Annotated in this window: 24 protein-coding genes and 1 riboswitch; of the genes, 12 read left to right on the top strand and 12 right to left on the bottom strand. The window is 70.5% G+C overall.

What is annotated here, in order from left to right; all coding sequences use genetic code 11:
• Position 1: 1 nt before the first annotated feature.
• Genes ACWIFB_RS14305 through ACWIFB_RS14295 form a run of 3 tightly spaced genes read left to right on the top strand, consistent with a single transcriptional unit; the run spans position 2 to position 1,286 of the window.
• Entirely contained in the window at positions 2–631 is a 630-nt protein-coding gene (locus ACWIFB_RS14305; protein ID WP_452099850.1) for a Na+/H+ antiporter subunit E, read from the top strand.
• Positions 628–921 carry a monovalent cation/H+ antiporter complex subunit F gene (locus tag ACWIFB_RS14300; protein WP_452099851.1) on the top strand — a complete coding sequence of 98 codons (294 nt, stop codon included), beginning with the start codon at positions 628–630 and terminating at the stop codon, positions 919–921. The genes ACWIFB_RS14305 and ACWIFB_RS14300 overlap by 4 nt, the downstream gene beginning before the upstream one ends.
• On the top strand, positions 918–1,286 hold the full coding sequence (locus ACWIFB_RS14295) for a cation:proton antiporter (RefSeq protein WP_452099852.1): 369 nt from the start codon (positions 918–920) through the stop codon (positions 1,284–1,286). The genes ACWIFB_RS14300 and ACWIFB_RS14295 overlap by 4 nt, the downstream gene beginning before the upstream one ends.
• A 140-nt stretch (positions 1,287–1,426) precedes the next feature.
• Here the strand turns inward: ACWIFB_RS14295 and ACWIFB_RS14290 are convergent, their stop codons facing one another.
• From ACWIFB_RS14290 to ACWIFB_RS14280, 3 genes are all read right to left on the bottom strand, one after another.
• Positions 1,427–1,783, bottom strand: coding sequence for a hypothetical protein (locus ACWIFB_RS14290; protein ID WP_452099853.1), 357 nt, complete (start codon positions 1,781–1,783; stop codon positions 1,427–1,429).
• Between the two features lie 122 nt (positions 1,784–1,905).
• Positions 1,906–2,658 (bottom strand): LytR C-terminal domain-containing protein, encoded by a 753-nt coding sequence (locus tag ACWIFB_RS14285; RefSeq protein ID WP_452099854.1) that lies wholly within the window; start codon positions 2,656–2,658, stop codon positions 1,906–1,908.
• Between the two features lie 15 nt (positions 2,659–2,673).
• The gene (locus tag ACWIFB_RS14280; RefSeq protein ID WP_452099855.1) at positions 2,674–3,036 is read right to left on the bottom strand and encodes a DUF3263 domain-containing protein; all 363 of its coding nucleotides are present in this window, start codon (positions 3,034–3,036) and stop codon (positions 2,674–2,676) included.
• A gap of 160 nt (positions 3,037–3,196) precedes the next feature.
• On the opposite strand from ACWIFB_RS14280, the gene ACWIFB_RS14275 reads away from it, so the two are divergent.
• The 6 genes from ACWIFB_RS14275 (at position 3,197) to ACWIFB_RS14250 (ending at position 10,026) form a co-directional block, all read left to right on the top strand.
• Positions 3,197–3,871, top strand: coding sequence for a peptide deformylase (locus ACWIFB_RS14275; RefSeq protein WP_454058612.1), 675 nt, complete (start codon positions 3,197–3,199; stop codon positions 3,869–3,871).
• A complete protein-coding gene (locus ACWIFB_RS14270) occupies positions 3,864–4,961 on the top strand; it encodes a GNAT family N-acetyltransferase (RefSeq protein WP_454058611.1) in 1,098 nt (365 codons plus the stop codon). The genes ACWIFB_RS14275 and ACWIFB_RS14270 overlap by 8 nt, the downstream gene beginning before the upstream one ends.
• A gap of 105 nt (positions 4,962–5,066) precedes the next feature.
• Positions 5,067–5,867 carry an exodeoxyribonuclease III gene (locus ACWIFB_RS14265; protein ID WP_454058610.1) on the top strand — a complete coding sequence of 267 codons (801 nt, stop codon included), beginning with the start codon at positions 5,067–5,069 and terminating at the stop codon, positions 5,865–5,867.
• A 62-nt stretch (positions 5,868–5,929) separates the two neighbouring features.
• Positions 5,930–6,823: a polyphosphate kinase 2 gene (ppk2, locus tag ACWIFB_RS14260; RefSeq protein WP_452099859.1), complete on the top strand. Its 894-nt coding sequence runs from the start codon at positions 5,930–5,932 to the stop codon at positions 6,821–6,823.
• Between the two features lie 286 nt (positions 6,824–7,109).
• Positions 7,110–7,526 carry a CoA-binding protein gene (locus tag ACWIFB_RS14255; RefSeq protein ID WP_454058609.1) on the top strand — a complete coding sequence of 139 codons (417 nt, stop codon included), beginning with the start codon at positions 7,110–7,112 and terminating at the stop codon, positions 7,524–7,526.
• Between the two features lie 109 nt (positions 7,527–7,635).
• Positions 7,636–10,026, top strand: coding sequence for an arylsulfatase (locus tag ACWIFB_RS14250; protein WP_454058608.1), 2,391 nt, complete (start codon positions 7,636–7,638; stop codon positions 10,024–10,026).
• A gap of 81 nt (positions 10,027–10,107) precedes the next feature.
• On the opposite strand, the gene ACWIFB_RS14245 is transcribed toward ACWIFB_RS14250, so the two are convergent.
• On the bottom strand, positions 10,108–10,572 hold the full coding sequence (locus tag ACWIFB_RS14245; protein WP_454058607.1) for a CD225/dispanin family protein: 465 nt from the start codon (positions 10,570–10,572) through the stop codon (positions 10,108–10,110).
• Between the two features lie 88 nt (positions 10,573–10,660).
• Positions 10,661–10,957, bottom strand: coding sequence for a GNAT family N-acetyltransferase (locus tag ACWIFB_RS14240; protein WP_230928530.1), 297 nt, complete (start codon positions 10,955–10,957; stop codon positions 10,661–10,663).
• 78 nt (positions 10,958–11,035) lie between these two features.
• A riboswitch (TPP riboswitch) is annotated at positions 11,036–11,151 on the top strand.
• On the opposite strand from ACWIFB_RS14240, the gene thiC reads away from it, so the two are divergent.
• Complete coding sequence (gene thiC, locus ACWIFB_RS14235) at positions 11,147–12,979, top strand: phosphomethylpyrimidine synthase ThiC (protein WP_454058606.1); 1,833 nt, start codon at positions 11,147–11,149, stop codon at positions 12,977–12,979. It overlaps the preceding riboswitch by 5 nt.
• Positions 12,980–13,361: 382 nt before the next feature.
• On the opposite strand, the gene ACWIFB_RS14230 is transcribed toward thiC, so the two are convergent.
• From ACWIFB_RS14230 to ACWIFB_RS14220, 3 genes are read right to left on the bottom strand one after another with little or no spacing between them, the layout of a single operon-like run.
• A complete protein-coding gene (locus ACWIFB_RS14230) occupies positions 13,362–14,126 on the bottom strand; it encodes an ABC transporter permease (RefSeq protein WP_452099864.1) in 765 nt (254 codons plus the stop codon).
• Positions 14,123–15,037, bottom strand: a complete 915-nt coding sequence (locus ACWIFB_RS14225; RefSeq protein WP_454058605.1) for an ABC transporter ATP-binding protein — start codon at positions 15,035–15,037, stop codon at positions 14,123–14,125. The genes ACWIFB_RS14230 and ACWIFB_RS14225 overlap by 4 nt, the downstream gene beginning before the upstream one ends.
• Before the next feature lie 48 nt (positions 15,038–15,085).
• A complete protein-coding gene (locus ACWIFB_RS14220; protein WP_452099866.1) occupies positions 15,086–15,637 on the bottom strand; it encodes a hypothetical protein in 552 nt (183 codons plus the stop codon).
• Between the two features lie 127 nt (positions 15,638–15,764).
• On the opposite strand from ACWIFB_RS14220, the gene ACWIFB_RS14215 reads away from it, so the two are divergent.
• Positions 15,765–16,445: a DUF1707 SHOCT-like domain-containing protein gene (locus ACWIFB_RS14215; protein ID WP_454058604.1), complete on the top strand. Its 681-nt coding sequence runs from the start codon at positions 15,765–15,767 to the stop codon at positions 16,443–16,445.
• A gap of 95 nt (positions 16,446–16,540) precedes the next feature.
• On the opposite strand, the gene thiG is transcribed toward ACWIFB_RS14215, so the two are convergent.
• The 3 genes from thiG to thiO form a co-directional block, all read right to left on the bottom strand.
• Complete coding sequence (gene thiG, locus ACWIFB_RS14210) at positions 16,541–17,311, bottom strand: thiazole synthase (RefSeq protein WP_295647757.1); 771 nt, start codon at positions 17,309–17,311, stop codon at positions 16,541–16,543.
• Positions 17,312–17,444: 133 nt separating this feature from the next.
• A complete protein-coding gene (thiS, locus tag ACWIFB_RS14205; protein ID WP_295647725.1) occupies positions 17,445–17,645 on the bottom strand; it encodes a sulfur carrier protein ThiS in 201 nt (66 codons plus the stop codon).
• Between the two features lie 41 nt (positions 17,646–17,686).
• Positions 17,687–18,901, bottom strand: coding sequence for a glycine oxidase ThiO (gene thiO, locus ACWIFB_RS14200; protein ID WP_454058603.1), 1,215 nt, complete (start codon positions 18,899–18,901; stop codon positions 17,687–17,689).
• 39 nt (positions 18,902–18,940) lie between these two features.
• Between thiO and ACWIFB_RS14195 the strand changes: the two genes are divergently transcribed.
• Complete coding sequence (locus ACWIFB_RS14195; protein ID WP_454058602.1) at positions 18,941–19,744, top strand: thiamine phosphate synthase; 804 nt, start codon at positions 18,941–18,943, stop codon at positions 19,742–19,744.
• A 164-nt stretch (positions 19,745–19,908) separates the two neighbouring features.
• Here the strand turns inward: ACWIFB_RS14195 and ACWIFB_RS14190 are convergent, their stop codons facing one another.
• A complete protein-coding gene (locus ACWIFB_RS14190) occupies positions 19,909–21,813 on the bottom strand; it encodes an alkaline phosphatase D family protein (protein ID WP_454058601.1) in 1,905 nt (634 codons plus the stop codon).
• Positions 21,814–21,883: the final 70 nt, after the last annotated feature.

Genomic DNA, 21,883 nt, shown 5'->3' with positions numbered 1-21,883 from the left:
CATGACCAAGAAGGTGAAGATGGACGCGCGCGTGTTCGGCTCACGCGTCTTCATGACCCTGTGGCTGGCCTTCGCGTGGACGCTCCTGTGGGGCTCGTTCGAGCTCGGGACCATCGTGGCCGGGCTGGGCGTGGCCGTGATCATCATGACGGTCCTGCCGCTGCCCCGGGTCCCGGTGGAGGGCCTGCTGCGCCCGATCTCCACGGCGTGGCTGGTCATCATGGTGGGCTACTACCTGGTCCGCTCGTCGGTGATCGTCGCGTGGCAGTCGGTCCGGCCGGCAGCACCGCCGGAACCGGCCGTGCTGCGGGCCCCGATGCGACTGAAATCCGACTTCACGCTCGCGCTCGCGGTGAACTCCCTCAACCTGATGCCCGGTGGCATCGTGGTCCGGGTGGACCCGGTGGCCCGGTACGTCTACATCCACGTCCTGGACGCCGGTACCGACAAAGCGGTCGAGGCCTTCTACCGCCAGACCGGGCACGTCGAGCAGCTGTTCCAGCGGGCGTTCGAACGGCCCGAGGACTGGCACCCGAACCCCGAGCACTACACCGCGCCCGCCGACAGCGGGCCACAGAAGACCGGCCCGAGGAACCCGGGCCCCGCCGCGGGCCAGGAGGTGCCCCGATGAGCTTCACCCTGGTCCTGTGGACCCTGACCGTCATCGCGCTGACCGCCGCCCTGTTCGTCACGATGGTTCGGCTCGTCGGCGGCCCCAACACGCTCGACCGCATGATCTCACTGGACATGCTGGCCGCCGTCGCCCAGGGCGGGCTCGGCGTCTACATCGCCTGGACCAAGGACACCACCGGCGCCGCCGCGCTCGTCGCCCTCGCGCTGGTCGCGTTCCTCGGTTCGGTGTCCGTGGCCCGCTTCCGCGTCAGCGACACCACCGGAGTGCCCGAGGAGCCCAAGTCATGACCGACGACCCCCGCGAGATCATCTCCGCCCTGTTCGTGCTCGCCGGGGCCCTGCTGACGCTCGCCAGCGCCATCGGGCTCCTGCGGTTCCGCGACACCCTCAGCCGCATGCACCCGGCGGCCAAGCCCCAGGTGCTCGGCCTGGTCCTCATCCTCTTCGGCGCCGGGATCCGGATCTTCCCGAGTTCCGACCTCGGCATGCTCGTGCTCGCCGCCATCGTCGCCGTGTGTACCGCGCCGGTGATCGCCAACCGCGTGGGCAACGTCGCCTACCGAGAGAGCGTCGAGGACGGCACCATCACCCACGAGGCGCCGGTTCTGGAGAAGTACACCAAGCGGGCGAGCGACCCCCGCTTCCGTCGCTAGCCGTACAGCCCGCGCTGGCTATCCCCGGCCGATAACCCGGTAGCCGGGAAAGACCCGAGCCCCGCCTCCACCCGGAGACGGGGCTCGCTTCGGCGCTGGGCCGCAGCCCGCTGCCGGGCCGACGCCCGGCGCAGAAGAGATCAGTTGCCGGCGACGCCGCCCGGCTGGCGCTCGGCCTCCGGGACCACCGGGCCATCGACGCCGTCGGCCTCGTCGACGCCGACCGGGTCACCATCGAGGCCCAGGCCCGGGTTGGTGGTGGGGGTCGGGGTGCCCTCCAGCCACTCCTCCTCGGAGGCGTCGACGCCACCGGCGGACTCGGGGGCCGGCGACGTGGTGGTGGCGGTGGTGGGATCCAGCGTGTAGCTGGGAAGCGTGTACGGCGCGTCCGGATCGGCAGGCTGCTCGTTGGGCGGGCTGCACGCGGCCAGGCCCAGCGCGAGGGCGAGTGCGGGAGCCGCGACCAGGAGGCGGCGGGCGGTCTGACGCGGGGCCATGGGGGCTCCTTCGATCTCGGGAGGCTGCAAGTCTCTACAGTGCACGGATCCCGCGCGGCGGAATCCGTCGACTCATCATATCCTCAGGCCTTCGCGCCCGAGGCCATGGGGGACGACAGGCCTCAGCGGTCGAGGTCCTGGGTGACGATCACGATCACGCCCGGAGCGTCCGCGGCCATGTCCGCGGGGCGCGGCTTGGCGGAGATGCCGAGCTGGCCCGCGATGGCCTGCGCGGCCTGCTGCTCGCCCGGGCCGGTCCCGTAGAAGGCGGTCGACTCCGCCACGACACCCCGGTTGGACGGCATGTTGGCCACGTCGCCCACCGCGAATCCGGATTCCCGCAGCTGCTCACCGGTCCGGCCCGCGAGGCCGGTGACGGTGCTGTTGTTGTAGATCTGCACGGGTACCGCGGTCGCGGCCGGGGCGCCGGCGTCGGGGGCCTGCCCCTGCTGGCCGTTCTCCCCCGAGGCCGGGTCGGCCGGGGCTGCGGGTTCCTGGTCCGCGCCCGGGGGCAGCGGCTCGCCATCGCCCGGAGCGGGCTGGCCGTCGGAGCCCTGACCAGCGGCCCCCTGCCCCTCGGCGCCCTGGCCGTTCTGGCCGTTCTGCTCGACCTGGGAGGTGCTCTCCTCGACGGCGCTGACGCCCTCGTCGTCGTCGCCACCGAACAGCTGCACCAATCCCACGCCGATCGCCAGCACCACCGCGGACAACAGCACCATCGCGATGGCCCGGTACGGCGGGCCGCTCGGCTCGTCGGCGTAGGGGCCGTCACCCTGCGCGTTCGGGTCGGCGTCGTAGCCGGCGGCGTAGGCGCCGCCGTGCTCCGCGTCGAACTGCCGGTCGTCGTACTGCGGGTTCTCGGACTGGGTGTTCACGCGCCCGAGTGTAGGTCAGTCGAGGCGCATTCCCAGGTTGCGGGCCGCGCGCGCCTTCTGCCTGCTGCTGCGCATGCGGCGCAGCCGCTTGACGAGGAGCGGGTCGGTGGCCAGAGCCTCGGGCCGGTCGATCAGGTCGTTGAGGATCTGGAAGTAGCGGGTGCCCGACATGTCGAACTTCTGCCGGATGGCCTCCTCCTTGGAGCCGGCGAACTTCCACCACTGGCGCTCGAACTCGAGCATCGCCTGGTCCCGATCCGACAGCACGGGGTCGGCCGCGTGGAGTTCGCTCACGTACTGCTCGCTCTCAGCCTGCCCGCTCCCAGCCTGCCCGTCCCCGACCTGCGCGTCGTGTGCCGTAGCGGCCGCTCGACCCATGTGCGTGCCTCCTCGGTTCGCGATGCGCTGGCACCATGGCCGCGCCGACCCTGCGCTCGGATCACACCGTTGTGATTCCCCCGTAGTGAACCACACCGCTACGACACCCTGCCAGACGCGAAAGGGAGAACAGGCCAGGTGCGCACTAGAATCTGTGCCCATGGCAATCCGTCCCATCGTCATCCTCGGCGACCCCGCGCTTCACGCCCCGACCGAGCCCGTCTCCGAGTCCCCCGAGGAGCTCGCCGCGCTCGTGCAGGACATGTACGACACGATGGACGCCGCCAACGGGGTGGGCCTGGCCGCCAACCAGATCGGCGTGGGTAAGCGCCTGTTCGTCTTCGACTGTCCCGACCTGGACACCGAGGACGGGGGCAGCCTGTCCCGCGAGGAGGTCGAGGCGCGCGGCGGGTGGATCACGCGGCGCGGCTGCGTGGTGAACCCGGTGCTGGAGACCTCGGAGATCCCCGAGACCATGCCCGACCCCGAGGAGGACCTGGAGGGCTGCCTGTCCGTTCCGGGCGTGAACTTCCCGCGCGGGCGCGCCTGGTGGGCCCGGGTCACCGGCACCGACGAGCACGGCGAGCCGGTGTCGGTCGAGGGGTACGGCCTGTTCGCCCGCTGCCTCCAGCACGAGGTGGGCCACCTCGACGGCTTCCTGTACACCGACCACCTGATCGGTCGGAACCGCAAGGCCGCCAAGCGGCACATCCGCGACGAGGGCTGGGGCGTGCCGGGCCTCAGCTGGGACCCGTCGCGTGACCCGGACCCCTTCGCCGACGAGGACGGTGCCGACGACGACTACGACGACATTGCCAGCCCGCTTCATGGCTGAGCAGCCGCACGGTTCCCCGGACCCGGCTCACTCCGACCGGGGGCTATCAGGCCGATCGCGCTGGAACAACGGTCGCGAGGTGGCCATCGGCGAGCGGGTGACGGTGCGCCGTCATCTCGCTCCCGGCGAGACCTCACACCTGTACACCGACGTGATCGGCCACGTGGTGACGCTCGAGCCGGAACTGGTCGTGCGCCGCGAGTCCGGCGAGGAGGTCCGGATCCCGGACGCCGACATCGCCGTGCTCAAGGTGCTGCCGCCGCGGCCGGTACGCGCCCGCGAGATCCGCGCGCACGAGTACGCGGGCGCGCTGGCCTGGCCGGGCACCGAGTACGAGCTCGTCGACGGCTGGTTCTGCCGGGCCGGCGACGACTGGTCGTACCGCCGCGACTCCGCCGTGCCGGTGCTGCCGTGGGCCAGCTGCGCCCGGCTCGACGGGGTCCGCGACTGGTACGCCGCGCGCGGACTGCCGCTGCGGATCGTGGACGTGGACCGGCTGGTCAGGACCGAACAGATGCTGCTCGACGGTCAGCCCGTCGACCCGGCCCGCCTCCGGGCCGACCGCGAGCTGATGCTGTGCACCGCGGACAGCCGCGAGCTGCTGGGCATCGTGGACGCGGCGTTCCCCGCCGACTCCCGGCCCGCCGTGACGCTGGCCGAGACCCCCGGCGACGACTGGCTGGAGCTCTACCACGCCACCGCCGACCTGGACCCCGAGCGCGTGCGGCCCGCGATGCTCGCCACCGCCGACGCCTCGGACGGCGACCCCGCCCCCGGCGGGCACACCGTGTTCGCCCGCCTCTCCGACGGTGGCGAACTGGCCGCGATCGCCCGCGGCGCCGTGACCGCCGGGCCCGACGGGGCGCCCCGGATCGCCGTCTCCTGCGTCCAGACCGCCGCGGGCCATCGGCGCCGGGGCCTGGCCGAGATCGTCACCGGCTCGCTCGTCGACTGGGGCCTGGGCCTCGGGGCGACCGAGTGTCACCTCCACGTCTTCGCGGACAACACCGCCGGACGGGGGCTGTGGACCAAACTCGGCCTGCAGCCGCACCATTCGCTACGGCACCTCGTCGTCGTCGACCCCTCCTGATCCACTCCCGCGGGGCGACGGACCCGGGGCCGTGTCCCGTGGTCGTCCCCGTGTGTTCACCCACGCACCACTCGCCGCACGAGGACGGGTAATAGACTGGTGCCCATGCGCCTGGCCACCTGGAACGTCAACTCCATCCGTGCTCGTCGTGACCGGGTGGTGTCCTGGCTCGAACGATCCGATGTCGACGTCCTGGCCATGCAGGAGACCAAGTGCAAGGACGATCAGTTCCCGCATGAGGCGTTCGAGGAGATCGGTTACCAGGTCGCACACCACGGTCTGAGTCAGTGGAACGGCGTCGCCGTGGCCTCGCGCGTCGGCCTGGAGGACGTGCAGATCGGCTTCGACGGGATGCCCGGCTTCCACAAGGACCCCGAGGTCTCGCAGGATCCCGAGGCGCGCGCGATCTCCGCGGTCTGCGACGGCGTCCGCGTGTACAGCCTCTACGTGCCCAACGGCCGCGAGCTCGCCGACCCCCACTACACCTACAAACTCGAGTGGCTGGCCCGGCTGTGCGATCACGCGGCCGCCGAGGTGGCCGCCGACTCGAGCGCGCAGATCGCGCTGGTCGGCGACTGGAACGTGGCGCCGCAGAACGAGGACGTGTGGGACATGGAGGTCTTCGAGGGCAAGACCCACGTCTCCGATCCCGAGCGGCTGGCGTTCGCCGCGTTCGACGGCGCCGGCTTCCGCGAGGTCACCCGCGAATACACGCCCGGGCCCGGCGTCTACACGTACTGGGACTACACGGGGCTGAGCTTTCCCAAGCGCAAGGGCATGCGGATCGACTTCCAGCTGCACTCCCCCGCACTGGCCGCCCGCGTCACCGGCGCGAGCATCGATCGCGAGGAGCGCAAGGGCAAGGGCGCCTCGGACCACGCCCCCGTCGTGGTGGACCTCGACTAGACCCCGCCGCCCCCGAGTCGCCTGAAACGCTCGACACCACCTCACGCCAGGAGATCGACCGCATGTCCACGTTCCAGCTGCGTCACTACATCGATCGGCTCCGCGCCGAGGGCTACACGGTTCGCGACGACCACGGCGAGGATCCCGACCTCATCGACATCAATGGCCGGGCCGTGGACACGTGGCGGGAGAACTACCCGTACGACGACCGGATGGACCGGAACCAGTACGAGGTCGAGAAGTACCTGCTGCAGATCGAGCTGCTCAAGTTCCAGCGGTGGCAGGCCGAGACCGGGCACCGGCAGATCATCGTGTTCGAGGGTCGCGACGCCGCCGGCAAGGGCGGCACGATCAAGCGGTTCACCGAGTACATCAACATCCGGCAGTCACGCACGGTGGCGCTGATCAAGCCCACCGAAACCGAGATGCACCAGTGGTACTTCCAGCGCTACGTCAGCCACCTGCCCAGCCGCGGTGAGCTCGTCCTGTTCGACCGGTCCTGGTACAACCGGGCCGGCGTCGAACGGGTGATGGGATTCTGCACGGATTCGCAGTACGAGACGTTCATGGAGCAGGCTCCGATGTTCGAGAAGATGCTGGTCGAATCGGGAATCGGGGTGACCAAGTTCTGGTTCTCCGTCACCCGCGAGGAGCAGAAGACCCGGTTCGCGATCCGCCAGCTCGACCCGGTGCGGCGCTGGAAGCTCTCGCCTATGGACCTGGAGTCCCTCGACAAGTGGGACAAGTACACGGACGCCAAGGAGGAGATGTTCCGGCGCACGGACACCGACCACGCGCCGTGGATCACCATCAAGTCCAACGACAAGAAGCGGGCCCGCATCAACGCGATGCGCTACTTCCTCAACCAGTTCGACTATCCGGAGAAGGACTCGCAGGTGGTGTTCGCCCCGGACGGCAAGATCGTCCAGCGCGGCAAGGATGCCGTCGGGGACTAGCGCAGCGAGCGCCAGCGAGCGAAGCGATGCCCCCGCGCACAAAACCCGTCGGGGACTGACTGAGCCTGCGAAGGAAGCGCCCCGCGCACAGAACCCGTCGGGGACTGACTGAGCCTGCCTTCCCACGATCGGCGACTGGTTTGTCGACACCATGGCGATTCTTGACGTAGTCACTGCGAGGAATCGACCTGGATTGCGCAGTGGTGCAATCAAACTGCGGATTCGGGGCACACCGCCGACGCCGACGCTCGGGAATGTCTGCCGGCCGCGGGGCATTGCACGGGGTATGAGCCATCTGAATGATCGCGATGTCATCAAGCGTCTGCTGTCCGACAAGGGCCGTTGGGCCGTCGTCGGCCTGTCCACCAACACCGGGCGCACCGCCTACGGGATCGCGGGGTACGTCCGGGACCTGGGCCATCAGATCGTGCCCGTTCACCCCAAGGCCGAGACCGTCTACGGCCAGCAGGGATACCCGGATCTCGCGTCGGTCCCCGGTGAGATCGACGTGGTGGACGTGTTCGTGAACTCCCAGCTCGCCGGTGCGGTGGTGGACGACGCCATCGCCAGTGGTGCGAAGGCCGTCTGGCTGCAGCAGGGCGTGATCGACGAGGCCGCGGCGCAGCGCGCGAAGGATGCCGGCCTCGACGTCGTCATGGACACCTGCCCCGCGATCGAGGCTCCGCGGCTGGGCCTGATCTGACGGCTGAACCCGGAGGGTCTCACTCCGTGGAGTCACGCTCCAGGCGCTTCACGGCCCATCTGTAGACAAATGTCTACAAGTTCGGCAGAACGTGTATACGATCGCCGTCATGACGAGTGCGAACGACGCTTCCCCCTCCCCCTCAGGCGAGTTCGGGGCCCCAGCCGGATTCGCCGGCACCATCACGGAGGACCTGGGTTCCGCGCAGCCGGCGTGGCCCGCACGCCCGCGTCCCGACAGACGGGGACCCGGCGGGGCACCGGACGTGATCGTCATGCTCGTGGACGACATGGGCTACTCGGACATCGGTGCGTTCGGCTCGGAGATCCCCACCCCGAACCTGGATGCCGTGGCCGCGGAGGGCGCCCGACTGACCGATTTCCACGTCACCCCCACCTGCTCGCCCACCCGGGCCGCGCTGATGACCGGCTGCAACTCGCACGCGGTCGGGATGGGAGCGGTCGCGAACGTGGACACCGGCTTTCCCGGCTATGCCGCCGAACTGGCCCCCAACCAGCCGTCCATGGCCGAGGCCTTCCGCGACGCCGGCTACGCCACCATGGCGATCGGCAAGTGGCACCTGTGCCGCGAGCAGGACATGCACGCGTCCGGTAACCGGCATTCGTGGCCCCTGCAGCGCGGCTTCGACCAGTACTACGGCTTCCTCGAAGCCCAGGCCAACCTGCACGCGCCGTCCCAGCTGTACGAGGGCAACAGTCCGGTCCACGTCGAGGAGTACCCGGAGGGCTACTACCTCACCGACGACCTCACCGACCGCGCCGTGCAGATGATCGCCGAGACCCACGCCTCGGATCCCGGCAAGCCGCTGATGATGTACTACGCGCACGCGGCGGTCCACAGCCCGATGCACATCAAGGACGGCGCGGCCGAGGATTTCCGGGGCCGTTACGACGCGGGCTGGGATCAGATCCGCGCCGAGCGCCGCCACCGGCAGGATGATCTGGGCGTGGTGCCGGCCGCCGCCGGGACCGGACCGATGGACGAGGAGCTTGGACCGGACGTCGTCGAGTGGGACTCGCTGTCGGACGACGGCAAGCGGCTTGCCGCCCGCCACATGGAGAACTACGCGGCCATGGTCGTGAGCATCGACGAGTCGGTGGGCCGCATCCGCGAGATCCAACGCCGCCTCGGCCGGCTGGAGAACACGATCTTCGTCTTCTTCTCCGACAACGGCGCGGCCACCGGGGGTTCCGGAGGCACGGTCGGCATGTTCAACTTCCTCGCCAACCTCGACCGCAGCCGCACCCTCACCACCGAGGAGCGCATCGCGGAGGAGATCGGCCGGATCGACGAGCTCGGCGGCCCCGCCTCCTGGCCGCACTATTCCTCGGCGTGGGCGACGGTCGCCAACACCCCGTTCCGGCGCCATAAGTTCAGTACGTACCGGGGCGGGCACCAGGTGTCGTGTGTGATGTCCTGGCCCGCCGGGCTCGGGGAACTGGGAGAAGAGAACGACGACGACGGCGCCATCCGCCACCAGTACGCGCATGTCACGGACATCTTTCCGACCGTGGCCGAGCTGGCAGGGGTGGAGATTCCGAGGAGCCGGGCGGGCCGGGAAGCGCGGCCGCTGGACGGCTCCTCGATGGTGGCGGCGCTGAAGGACGCCGACGCGCCGAGCAGTCACGGCGACCAGTACTACGAGTGCCTCGGTGAGCGCGCGTACTACGCCGGCGAGTTCGAGCTGGTGGCCCGCCACGCCAAGGCGACGCCGTTCTCCGCGGACCGATGGGAGCTCTTCCGACCCGAGAGCGACGCGGTGCAGCTCGAGAACGTGGCCGACCAGCACCCGGAGGTGGTGGCCGATCTCGTGGCCCGCTGGGAGGCGGCGGCCCGGGACAACATGGTGTATCCGATGTCCAACGGCAGTCCGCTGCACTTCTTCCAGCGTGACCCGGCCGAGCAGCGTCTGGCGGTGGAGACCGTGATGGTCCCGGAGACCCCGCCGCTCGAGCGGTTCCGGGCGAGTCAGCTCATCGACGGCCGCGGGTTCACCGTCGAGGTGGCGCTGGGCGCGGACGGCTTCCGGGCCAGTGACGAGGGAGTTCTTTACGCCCATGGAGGCCAGGAGGCGGGCGTGGTCCTCTTCGTGAAGGACGGCGCCCTTCAGGTGGAGCAGAACGCCTGGGGCCGGGCCCTGACCTCGGAGCCGGCCGACATACCGGCGGGCGCGACACGGTTCGGCCTCCGCGTCGACGCTCCGGGCAGAAGCAGGTGGATCGTGGCTCTCGAGATCGACGGTGTCCCGGTCGCGGAGGGGATCGAGTTGACGCAGCTGTCGTGGCTGGTGCCGTTCAGCGGGATCTCGGCGGGCCGGATGCACCGATCACCGGTGTCCGCCGACCTCTACCGTGCGCACGGCATGTTCCCCTACTCGGGCACGTGGGAGACCGTGACCATCCGGCCTGGTGCGTTCTCGCCGGACGCGCCGTCTCAGCTCCTCGATGTCATCCGGACGATGGGCGCGGCCACGCAATAGGGCGGCCACACAACAGAAGGGGCTGCCCCGGGTTCCGTACCCGGAGCAGCCCCGTCCTTCGTCGTCAGACGGCGTCTCGGGTCAGTACCCGGCCGTCGCAGCCGCGCCGACCAGGACGAAGATGAACACCACGTAGAGCACGATCAGCAGTACCACCAGGGCCAGCGAGATCATCCCGAGCTTCTTGGCGGTCGCGCTGGCCGCCTCCGCCTCGGCGTGCCGGCCAGCCGCCCACAGCGGGTAGACCTGCAGTGCGCGGGTCATCGCGACGAACGACAGCGGCCAGAAGAACAGGATCGAGGCGACCGCCCATCCCACGTTCGATGGCGGACCGATCTGCGTCGCACCCGCGCTGCCGAACGACGGGTTCTGTGCGGCGTAGTCGGCCTGGGCGTAGCCCGGCTGGCCGAAACCCGACTGCCCGTAGCCCGACTGGCCGGGCGCCCCCTGCCCGTACGCGGACTGCGCCTTGTACCCGGTCTGCGACGAGTAGTCGGTGTAGCCGTTGTCCTGGCCGGAGTTGTCACCCTGGGGCGGGTAGGTCATGTCGATCCTTCGTTCGTGGCGGTTCACTCGAACGCCCAGACTACGCCCGCCACCTGCGTCTCAGCCGCGCGCATGAGACCCGCGCGCGTCAGTTGGCCGCGACGAGTAGCTGATACTCGGGGAACCGGACGAGGAAGCGCCGCACGTAGCTGCACACGGGACGGATCCTGGCCCCGTCGAGCCGCATCCGGGTGAGCACCAGGCTGACCAGCAGCCGCGCGATGCCCTGCTGCCCGAATCGCTCCTCGATGACGGTGTGGAGAAGGATGAAGACCTCGCCGTCCATCTCATAGCCGACGAGCCCCATGAACGTCTCATCGTCCCACAGTTCGAACCGATCGCGATCCGAGTTGTGGACCAGCTTCAACGACGTGGCGGTGGACATCTCGACTCCTTCGGGCCGACGGTGCTACTTCCGGAGACCCTACTCCCCGCGCTACCCTCGGACGGCACAACTTCATAACCCATCCACACGGGAGCCCGCCTCGGAGCGCGGGCTGAGAGGACGACCGGCCGGGTCGTCGACCGTAGAACCTGTCCGGATCATGCCGGCGTAGGGAGTTCTGGAAATCTCATGATTGATCACGCATCTACTGACGCGCGCCCATCTACTTCTGTCGAGGACGTGACGTGCGGCCCCATCTATGCGAGCCACAAGACGTACCTGGGTGTAGCGGCACCGGGGTACGACGACAACGCCACCACCCCGCCCCCGTTCACCGACAACACCACCGACGGTCCGGGCGTCACCATGCAGGTGCCGGCCCGCAGGATCGAGCTGACCGACGGCACCTCGTTCGACGTCTACGACACCTCGGGCCCGTACACCGGCTACACCACCGCCGCCGACTGCCACGATCTCGCGGTGGGCCTGCCCCGCACCCGTGAGGAATGGCCACACCCGCGGCCGGTTCCCGCGTCGGTGTCGGTGACGGCGTCGTCGTCACACTCGTCACCGTCGCCCGTAGCCACGTCGTCGGGCGCTCCCGCGCCTGCGCCTGCGCCCCTGGTCCGCACCCAACTCGCGTGGGCGCGTGCCGGTCTGATCACGCCGGAAATGCGGTTCATCGCCGCACGTGAGGGCGTCGACGTGGAGCTCGTCCGCGAGGAGGTGGCCGCGGGCCGGGCCGTCATCCCCGCCAACCACCGCCACCCGGAGAGCGAGCCGATGATCATCGGCAAACGCTTCATGACCAAGATCAACGCCAACATCGGGAACTCGGCGGTGACCAGCTCGATCGCCGAAGAGGTAGAGAAGATGGTGTGGGCCACCCGCTGGGGCGCCGACACGATCATGGACCTGTCCACCGGCAAGGACATCCACGCCACCCGGGAGTGGATCCTGCGGAACTCGCCCGTACCGGTGGGCACCGTGCCGATCTATCAGGCGCTGGAGAAGGTGAACGGCGACCCGGCCGCGCTGACGTGGGAGCTGTACCGCGACACCGTGATCGAGCAGTGCGAGCAGGGCGTGGACTACATGACCGTCCACGCCGGGGTGTTGTTGCGGTACGTCCCGCTGGCGGCCACGAGGGTCACGGGGATCGTCTCGCGGGGCGGGTCGATCATGGCCGCGTGGTGCCTGGCCCATCACCGGGAGTCGTTCCTCTACACCCACTTCGCCGAGCTGTGCGAGATCCTTGCGCGCTACGACGTCACGTTCTCTCTGGGGGACGGGCTCCGGCCCGGGTCGATCGCGGACGCCAACGACGAGGCCCAGTTCGCCGAACTACGGACCCTCGGCGAGCTCACGCGGATCGCCAAGGCGCACGGCGTGCAGGTGATGATCGAGGGGCCCGGCCACGTGCCGATGGACAAGATCGTGGAGAACGTGCGACTTGAGGAGCAGTGGTGCGAGGAGGCACCATTCTACACGCTCGGGCCGCTGGCCACCGACATCGCGCCGGGGTACGACCACATCACCAGCGCGATCGGGGCCGCCCGGATCGCCGAGGCCGGCACCGCGATGCTCTGCTATGTCACGCCCAAGGAGCACCTCGGGCTGCCGAACCTGGACGACGTCAAGACCGGCGTGATCACCTACAAGATCGCCGCCCATTCGGCCGACCTGGCCAAGGGGCATCCGCGCGCGCAGGAGCGCGATGACGAGCTGAGCCGCGCCCGGTTCGAGTTCCGGTGGAAGGATCAGTTCGCGCTGGCCCTCGATCCGGACACCGCTCGGGAGTTCCACGACGAGACCCTGCCGGCCGAACCCGCCAAGACCGCCCACTTCTGCTCGATGTGCGGCCCGAAGTTCTGCTCGATGCGCATCTCGCAGGACATCCGCGACTACGCCGCCGAGCACGGGCTGGAGACGGTGGAGGCGATCGAGGCGGGGATGGCGGAGAAGTCCGCGGAGTTCGCCGACGCCGGCGGGCGCGTCTATCTGCCCCTCAGCGGCGCCTGACCCGGCCCCGCCGCCGGCCCGGCGCCAGCTCGAGCTAACCGGCTGCCGACCGTTCTGTCTCGCGTGGTCGCAAATCATGCTGACGCCGGGACCTGCCCTGGGAAATTGTGAGCGGGTCAGACCACTCGGCGGAATGTGGTCCGCGCAAGCCCCGCCCAGCTTCGGCCCGGCCCCGGCGGGACGTGCGCGCCGGGAATGCACACATCACCTGCACTTACGCGCCCGGAATGGTCCATTCCGGGCGCGTAAGTGCACCAAGATCGGGCGTTCCGGGCGCGTAAGTCGTACCTACCGGCCGGCGGGGCGGCTGCGGGACGCCGGCAGAGGCTGGGCGGCGGCAGAGCGGCGGGGGTGGGCGGCGGCGGGGCCGCGGGGGCCGGGATCAGGCGTCGCGGCGCAGGGTCACCACCAACCCCACGACCCACAGGGCAATACACACCGCGGCGAACCAGGCAAACGCCGGCCACTGGCCCCAGGTGACGAACCCGCGCATGGCTTCGCCCTGCGTCCAGTAGTCACCGTTGGAGAACGGCATCCAGGCGGCGATATCCTGGCCGATCCTGGGGATCAGCGAGACCATGCCCTCGACCGCCAGGATCCACACGAGGAACAACGAGATCGTGCCGGCCGCGTTACGCATCAGGTACGCCAGGCCCATCACCGCGACCGTGCCCAGCGCGGAATAAACCGGGAAGCGCCACAGCAGCGTCAGCCCCTCTCCGGAGAACGGGGTCCACTCGTCGTTGCCGGACAGCACGCCCGCCACGAGAAGCGAGACGATCACCGCGACGGCCACCACGATCATCGACAGCACGACGAACAGCACCGTCTTGGCCACCACGGCCGGCCACCGCGCGGGCGTGACCAGGAAGGTCGACCGGATCGTGTGGTAGCGGTACTCGCCGGTGACCGCGACGATCGCCGCGATCCACACCAGCAGCACCGTGAAGGCGCTGACGCCTGTGATCGCGAACAGCGGTGAGCTCCCGCCACCCGGTGCGCCCGCGACCGGCTCGCCGCCCGAGGACTGCTCGAGCTGGCCCAGGAGAACGGCGATCCCCAGCGCGAGGGCGATCCCGATCCCGTACAGCCAGTAGGCGCTCTTGGTGGTGGTGACCTTGATCCACTCGGACTTGAGAAGGTTCATCGGGCGGACTCCTGACCGTGGTACTCGACGTCCTGGTCGGTGAGGGCCATGAAGGCCTCCTCCAGCGACGCCCGCTTCTCGTGTAGTTCGTGGATCGTGATTCCCAGGCTGGCGGCGAGATCGCCCACCTGGCGGGCGCTCTGGCCGTCGATCAGGAACACGCCCTGCTGCGCGTCGAAGTTGGCATTGATCCCCTCCTCGCGCGCCGCCGAGGCGAACTCGTCGACGTGCGGGGTACGGAGAACGACCGCCGAACTCGCCTGCGAGAGGAACTCCTCGACCGACGTCTGGGCGCGCAGCTGACCGCGGCCGATCACCACGAGGTCCTGAGCGGTCTGCGCCATCTCCGACAGCAGATGCGAGGACACCAGCACCGTGCGGCCCTCCGCCGCGCGGGCGTGCATGAACCGGCGGATCCAGAGGATGCCCTCCGGGTCCAGGCCGTTGACTGGCTCGTCGAACATGAGGATCTCGGGATCGCCGAGCATGGCCGTGGCCAGGCCCAGGCGCTGGCGCATACCCAGTGAGTAACCGCCGACCTTGCGACCGGCGACGTCGGCCAGACCGACCAGGGTCAGCACCTCGTCGACTCGCGAGACGGGAATGTCCGCCGCCGCGGCGATCATCTTCAGATGTGAGCCGGCGGAACGGTTGGCGTGGGTCCAGGACGCGTCGAGCAGACAGCCCACCGTCCGCGCGGGAGCGTCCAGCTCCCGGAACGAGACACCGTTGACCAGCGCTTCCCCTGAAGTAGGAGTGTCAAGACCGACGATCATGCGCATCGTCGTGGACTTTCCGGCCCCGTTCGGGCCGAGGAATCCGGTGACGACACCTGGTCGCACCGAGAAGGAGAGGTCGTCGACGGCGGTGGCCGCGCCGAAGCGTTTGGTGAGATTCCGTACCTCGATCATGGGGTCCAGTGTGCCTGCCCCGGCGGCGTGACAGGGAGCCGCCCTTCATCAACCGCCGTACATCAACAGGAGTTGGTCCATCACCGCGGCCACTCCCTCGGGCGCCGTGGGCTCGAGGGATGCGGGGGCCGAGTAGTTGACATTCAACGTCAGGTCGTCGTTCCGCAGGATGTACCTCGCCATGCCCGGCGAATCGTAGAAGACCTCGACTTCTTGGCCGTTGTCCAGGGTTGTGACCTCGTTCGCCGGGTCCGCAGGGGTCTGGCCCTCGACCCAGTAATAGAGACTGGTCTCGCTGTACGGGCCCTCCTCCCAGGTGCACGTGGGCGAGGAACTGGCCCCTCGACCCCGAACCAGGTCGGCGGGATCCAAGGAGAGTCCGACCAGGAACGACTCATCCAGTCCGCACGGATCGATGTCCTCGGTGTTCGGCGCCTCGCTCACGCTCTCGGTGACGGTCTCGCCGTTCTGCGTGTGCGTGACCTCCGAGACAACGCACCCGCTCGTCAGGAGGACAGCCAGTGACGCGACCGGGACGAATCTCGTTCCGCGCACGCGGCGTCGCAGCGGTCCCGGAACAGGATTCGTGGCAATGTTCACGGTCCTTATTATGCTGCATTCTCCTCGCCGATCGGCGGTTCTCGACGCGGGGCACGGCGGTGGCAGTGAACGGGTATCCGATGCGCACCGGGCCCGCGGCCCGGCTTGCGGAGCCTAAACTCTCAGCATGGACGACGACGCCACCTCGGACCCCGGCCGGAACATCCCCGCGGTGCGGGCCTCGGATGCCGAGCGCCACGAGACCGCCCGGATCCTGCAGGAGGCCTTCTCCGAGGGTCGGCTCACCGTCGCCGAGTTCGACGAACGCACCACCCAGGCCTACCGGGCACTGTTCCGGGCCGACCTCGCTGAGCTGACGGTCGACCTCTCGCCGGCCCGGCGGCAGTTCGACCCCCGACCGGCTCCAGAGTCCGACGTGCGCCCCGAGCCGCGCCACGACTGGATGCCCGCGAACCGCGTGAGCGGCCAGCCCGGCACCAGCGCGTCGGTGGCGGTGATGAGCGGATGCGAGCGCTCCGCCGTGTGGACCATCGCCGACTCCCACACCGCGGTGGCGGTCATGGGCGGCATCTCGATCGACCTGCGGGAGGCCGACCTGCAGTCGCGGGAGACCACCATCCGCGCGTTCGCCGTGTGGGGCGGGATCGAGATCATCGTCCCCGACGACATCCACCTCGTGATGGACGGGTTCGGCCTGATGGGCGGGTTCGCCGAGGACCGAAGCACCTGGAAGGAGGACCCGCGGCCGGTACGGCAGGCCCCGCCCGGAGCGCCGACCGTCCGGGTGACCGGCCTGGCGCTGATGGGCGGCGTCGGGGTGCGACGCGTGCCGCGCCCGGAGCGCTGACCGGCGCCGACGCACCCGCCCCGGCGGTGGACCGGCCTCGCTGACCGGCGCCGACGCACCCACCCCGCCGGGCACGCCGGGCCCCGCCCGGAGCGTCAGTCGATCGGCGGGCTCGAGGCCTGCGCCCAGAACCGCTTGGGGATGCGGCCGGCCAGCCTGGCGGCGTGCCCGGCACGGACGGCCTCGCGCATCGCGGCGGCCATGAGCGGCGGGTTCTCGGCCCGGGTCACGGCGGTGGCCAGCAGGACGCCGTCGCAGCCGAGCTCCATGGCCAGGGCCGCATCGGAGGCGGTGCCGATCCCGGCGTCGCAGATCACCGGCACGCCGGCACGCTCGACGATCATCTCCAGGTTGTGCGGGTTGGAGATGCCCAGCCCGGTGCCGATCGGCGCGCCCAGCGGCATGACCGCCGCGCAGCCCACGTCCTCGAGACGGCGGGCGAGCACGGGGTCGTCGGTGGTGTAGGGCAGGACGACGAAACCGTCATCGACCAGGTCTTCCGCCGCCTCGACGAGTTCGATCGCATCCGGCAACAGGGTGCGCTCGTCGGCGATCACCTCGAGCTTGACCCAATTGGTGCCCAGCGCCTCGCGAGCCAACCGGGCGGTCTTGACCGCCTCGGCCGCGCCCCGGCAGCCGGCCGTGTTGGGTAGGGCGCGTATGCCGAGCTCGCGCAGCATCCCCAGCAGGCCCGGCCCGCCGGCGCCCAGCCGCATGTCGACCTTACGGATCGAGACGGTCGTCAGCGCGGTGCCGGAGGCGATGAGCGCCTCGCGCAACACCTCCTGGTTTCCGGCCCCGCCCGTGCCGGTGATGAGCCGCGAGCTGATCTCCTCGCCCGCGATCACCAGCGGCGAGTCCAGCACCGCGGCGACCTGCGAGGCGACGTTCGAGTCGAGGGACGCCCCGCTCGGCGCGGTGGCCACGGAACCCGCCACCGAACTCGACACGGAACTCGACCCGGAGCCTGCGGCGGAGACTGCGGCGGAGCCGGCCGGGTCAGCCACCCTGGACCGCCGTGAGGATGTCCACCTCCGCGCCGGCGCCCAGCGGGGTGTCGTCCCAGCTCGAGCCGGGCACAACCATGCCGTTCACAGCGATGGCCACACCATCGTCGGGCAGGTCCATCGCGGTGACCAGGGTGCGGACGGTGGCGCCGTCGGTGAGCGTGCGGTCCTCACCGTTGACGGTGACGATCATGAAGCCTCCTGGATACGACAAGTGCCTGTCCACCACGGTAGTCACCCGCGGCGGAACCTGTCGGCCCGGGCCGCCCGCGCCGCCTCCGGGACGGGCGCCCCCTGCAGTTCTGCCGCCACGGTGGCCGCGGTGATCGGGGTCAGTGCGATCCCGTTGCGGCCGTGCCCGGTGGCGTGGATGAGCCGCGGGTCGTCGGGGTCGACGCCGAGGATCGGCAGGTTGTCCGGCGTCATGGGCCGTAGCCCGGCGATCATCTCCGCCAGTTCGTACTCGCCGATGCCGGGGAAGATCGTCTCGGCGTCGGCCAGCAGGTCGCGCACGCCGGCCACGGTGACCTGCCGGTCATCGCCGTGCTCGTACTGCGTGGCGCCCACCACGAGTCCGCCGTCGCGCGGCACGAGGTACAGCGGCCGCCCCCGCACGAACGCCCGGACAACTCCCCGCGGTGGGTCCTCGCAGCCGGGCCTGGCCCGCAGCCGCAGGACCTCCCCCTTGACGGGCCGGATCGGCAGCCCGGCGAGAACCGCGGAGCCGGAGCCCGCGGCCAGGACGACGCGGTCGGCGTCGATGTCGTCGTCCAGCGAGGTCACCTCCTTGCGCACCCACGTCACCCCCTCTGCGCGGCAGGCCCGGGTCAGCGCGGCGAGCAGGATCCGGTTGTCGACGGCGCCCTCGGAGTCCATCCGGTAGGCGGCGCGCGCGACGCGCGCCAGGGAGGGCTCGGCCTCGCGCAGTTCGCGGCGGGTGACGCGCCGCAGGTCGGCGTCGTTGATTCCCCCGACGACGACGTCGTTGCCCAACGCCCACGACATGGCCATGTCCAGGTCGCGCGCGTCCGCGTCGTCCACGGCGAGCATGTGCGTGTGGGTGGCACTGCGGATCGGCGGGCCGGGCGGCGTGTGCGGTTCCAGTGCGCTCAGCATCTCCGGCCATCGGCGCAGTGAGGCCACACCCAGCGCGAAGACGGACTCCTCGCCCGGCCAGGCCTCACTGAACGGGGCCAACATCCCGCCAGCCACCCATCCCGCTCCCGAGGTGGGGACGCCGTCGGGGCCGGAGTCGTCGGGCTCGTGGACCACGACCTCGGAGGCCAGGCCCGAGCGGGCGATCGTCCAGGCGCAGGCCAGGCCGATCACCGAGCCGCCGATCACCGCAACACGGGCGGCGCCGGTGCCGGTGCCGGCGTCAGCGTCGACGGCGGCCTCGCGGACGGCCTCGGCGGCCGCTGGGTCGGCGATGGGGTCGGGCGCGGTCATGACGGCCAGCCTAGTGGGGCGTGGCCTACGGTTGAGCCCATGACCTCCCGCGCCGTCAGCCTTCGCGCCCGCCTCGCCGATGCCCGCCTCTACCTCTGTATTGACGCGCGACGGCATCTCGACGAGCAGGCCCGCGAACAGGGCTGGACGGGCGAGTATCCGGCGCTGCGGCGTGACGTCACCGCCGCGCTGGCCGGCGGGGTGGACCTCGTGCAGCTACGGGACAAGAACTCGGCCGGTGAACGGGAGCAGGGTCCGCTGGAGGCCGGGCACGAGCTTCAGGCCCTGGCCGTCATGCGCGAGGTGTGCGACGCCCATGGCGCGCTGCTGTCGGTCAACGATCGCGCCGACATCGCCGCGGCCGCCGGCGCCGACATCCTGCACATCGGCCAGGACGACCTCCCGGAGGAATGGGCGCGCCGGATCATCGGCGACGACATGATTCTCGGCATCTCCTGCCATGCGTCCGACGAGGTCGACGCCGCCGCCGCGGACCCGCTGTTCGATTACTTCTGCACAGGGCCCGTCTGGCCCACGCCCACCAAGCCGGGGCGGCACGCTCCGGGGCTGGAGCTGGTGCGGCACGCCGCCGGGCTTGGCAGCCGTGCGGGCGCGGAGCCTGGAGCGGGGGCGGGTGCAGATGTGGGTGCTGGCGCGGAGGCAGGCATTGTCGCGGGCGCGACTGCGGCGGGGAAGCCGTGGTTCGCGATCGGCGGGATCGATTCCGACAACCTGGGCGAGGTGCTGGCCGCGGGCGCGAGCCGGGCCGTGGTGGTCCGCGCGATCACCGACGCCGCCGACCCCACTGCCGCCGCCCGCCGGTTGCGCGACGCCCTCGGCTGACCGCCCACGACCGCAGCCCGCCGGACCGCCCGGCCGCTGGCCGCTGGCCGCTGGCGAAACCTTGTTGGCACCACTGCGAAGATTCGCCTCGATCCTCAACGTGGCGCCGACGCTTCTCGCAGCCATGCAGACACAGTTCCCGGGCGGGGCGCGAAACGCTTCCGCTACCCGGTGAGATCCTTGGTCACCGTGCGACGAAGCACCTGACGTGGCTTGCGCTCGAGGGAATCGCCGTCTTGTCGTCGTGCCCTCGGGCTCGTCCCGCCCTGCCGCGGTGCGCCACCGCCGCGCTCACCGCCCCGCTCGCCACCGCCGCGCTCGCCACCCTCGGCCCCGCCGCCACCGCGCCGGCCCCACGAGTCCGGCGCCAGGTTCGGCACCAGCGTCAGCAGCTTCCCGAGGCCGCGTGCGGGCCACTCCACGACGGCGTGGTCGACCTGCACGGACGCGCGACGGCCGCGCAGGACGAGGGTCATGACGCCGTTGTCGAACCACACCCCATCCGTCACCCGCCACCGCACGGCGGGTTCGCGCACGCCGACCGCTCGGGCCAGACGGCGCGTGAGCGCGGGCACCGGCTCCCGCACCGACAGGCGGTTCACCACGCGGATCGGCTGGTGCAGCGGATTCCGGAACGGCGACATGACCAGCTGGTGTACACGCGTCGGCGAGTCGGCCGCGGCCGGAGCGGTGAGGTCGATCTCCTCGAGGTAGGAGCAGTGGACGTCGCCGCCGAGCATGAGGATCGATGCCGGCGCGCGCCCGCCCTCGCGAGCCGCGACCTCGGTGAGCAGGCCGACGAGGTCGTCGAAGCTGCTGCGGAACGCGGCCCAGTGCTCGAGGTCGACCGTCAGTCGTATCCACTCCCCGACCCGCGCGCTGACCGGCTTGTTCGGCCGATCCCGCGCCGTCACCTCGTTCCAACCCTCCACGTGATGCAGCGCCGGCAGCATGAACGCTGGCAACGACGAGCCGATCACCAGATGGTCCACGTCCGCGTCCAGGCAGGCGCGGCGCGTCCACTCCCACTCGCCGTCGTCCATCACGCGGCGATCCCCGGGCTCGAGGTGGCGGGAGGCGCGCACGTCGAGCATCACGACCCGCACCCGGCCGAAGTCGCGCTTGAAACTCCACTGGGAGGCGCCCCGCTCGCAGTCGGCGGCCACGGCGAAGTCGGACAGGATCCGCTCGCGCTCGGCGTCCGAGTCGGCCGTCCTGATCGCCTGGTAGACGGAGTTCTCGTCGAGCTCGTCCGGCGCCAGGTTGCCGAGGTGTTGGTAGACGAAGTAGCTGGCGAACGCCCCGATCACCCGGTCGCGCCACCACGGCTGCGCGGTCATCTCGCGGCGCCACGAGTGCGAGGAGTTCCAGTCGTCGCGCAGGTCGTGATCGTCGAGGATCATGCAGCTGGGCACCGTCGACAGTAGCCAGCGCACGTCCGGGTCCCGCCACGACTCGTGGTACAGCCACGAGTACTCCTCGAAGTCGCAGATCTCGCCGGAGACGTCGCGGTCGCCGCCCGCCCCGGCCGAGTCGCGCACCGCCTGTGGGCCGCCACCCGCACGCCTACGCTCGGCCAGCCGTTCGGCGATCTCACGGCTGGGGATGTCGGCGTACACCTGGTCGCCGAGCAGCAGCATCGCGTCGGGCCAGTTGTCATGGTCGGTGTGGGCCATCTGATGCGACAGCGCCACCAGCGCGTCCGCGCCGATCTTGCGCAGCGCCGCCGGGGTCTGGCTCTCGCCGCGCCGGCACGAGCCGAACGCCAGCCGCACCGTGTCGTCGGCGCGCGGCGTGCGGATCACGCTGGGTCGGTCGGGGTCGAGCGGCCAGGCGGCCCGGCCGTCGAGCTCCAGCTCGTACGGCGTCTCGACGCCCGCGCGCAGCTGCCGCAGGTGCAGAACCGCGAAGTGATGCCCGAACACGCCCCAGCTCGCCTCGGTGACCTCCTCGCCGCCGGCACGGATCGTCACCCTGCACGGGTCGGACACCTCGACCCACACCGTGGCATCGGTGGCGTCGACGTACCGCAGCAGCGGGCCGACGAGGATCTCGGGACTCGGACTCATGACGACCAGTGTGCACGCGCGCGACGCGGACGGCCCTCGGATCGGGGTGGGAGGCGACGGCCCGGACAGG

It is taken from the genome of Dietzia sp. NPDC055340, assembly GCF_053645335.1.
Note: the sequence above shows the minus strand (reverse complement) of the source record. Positions and strands in the feature narration are given on the sequence as shown.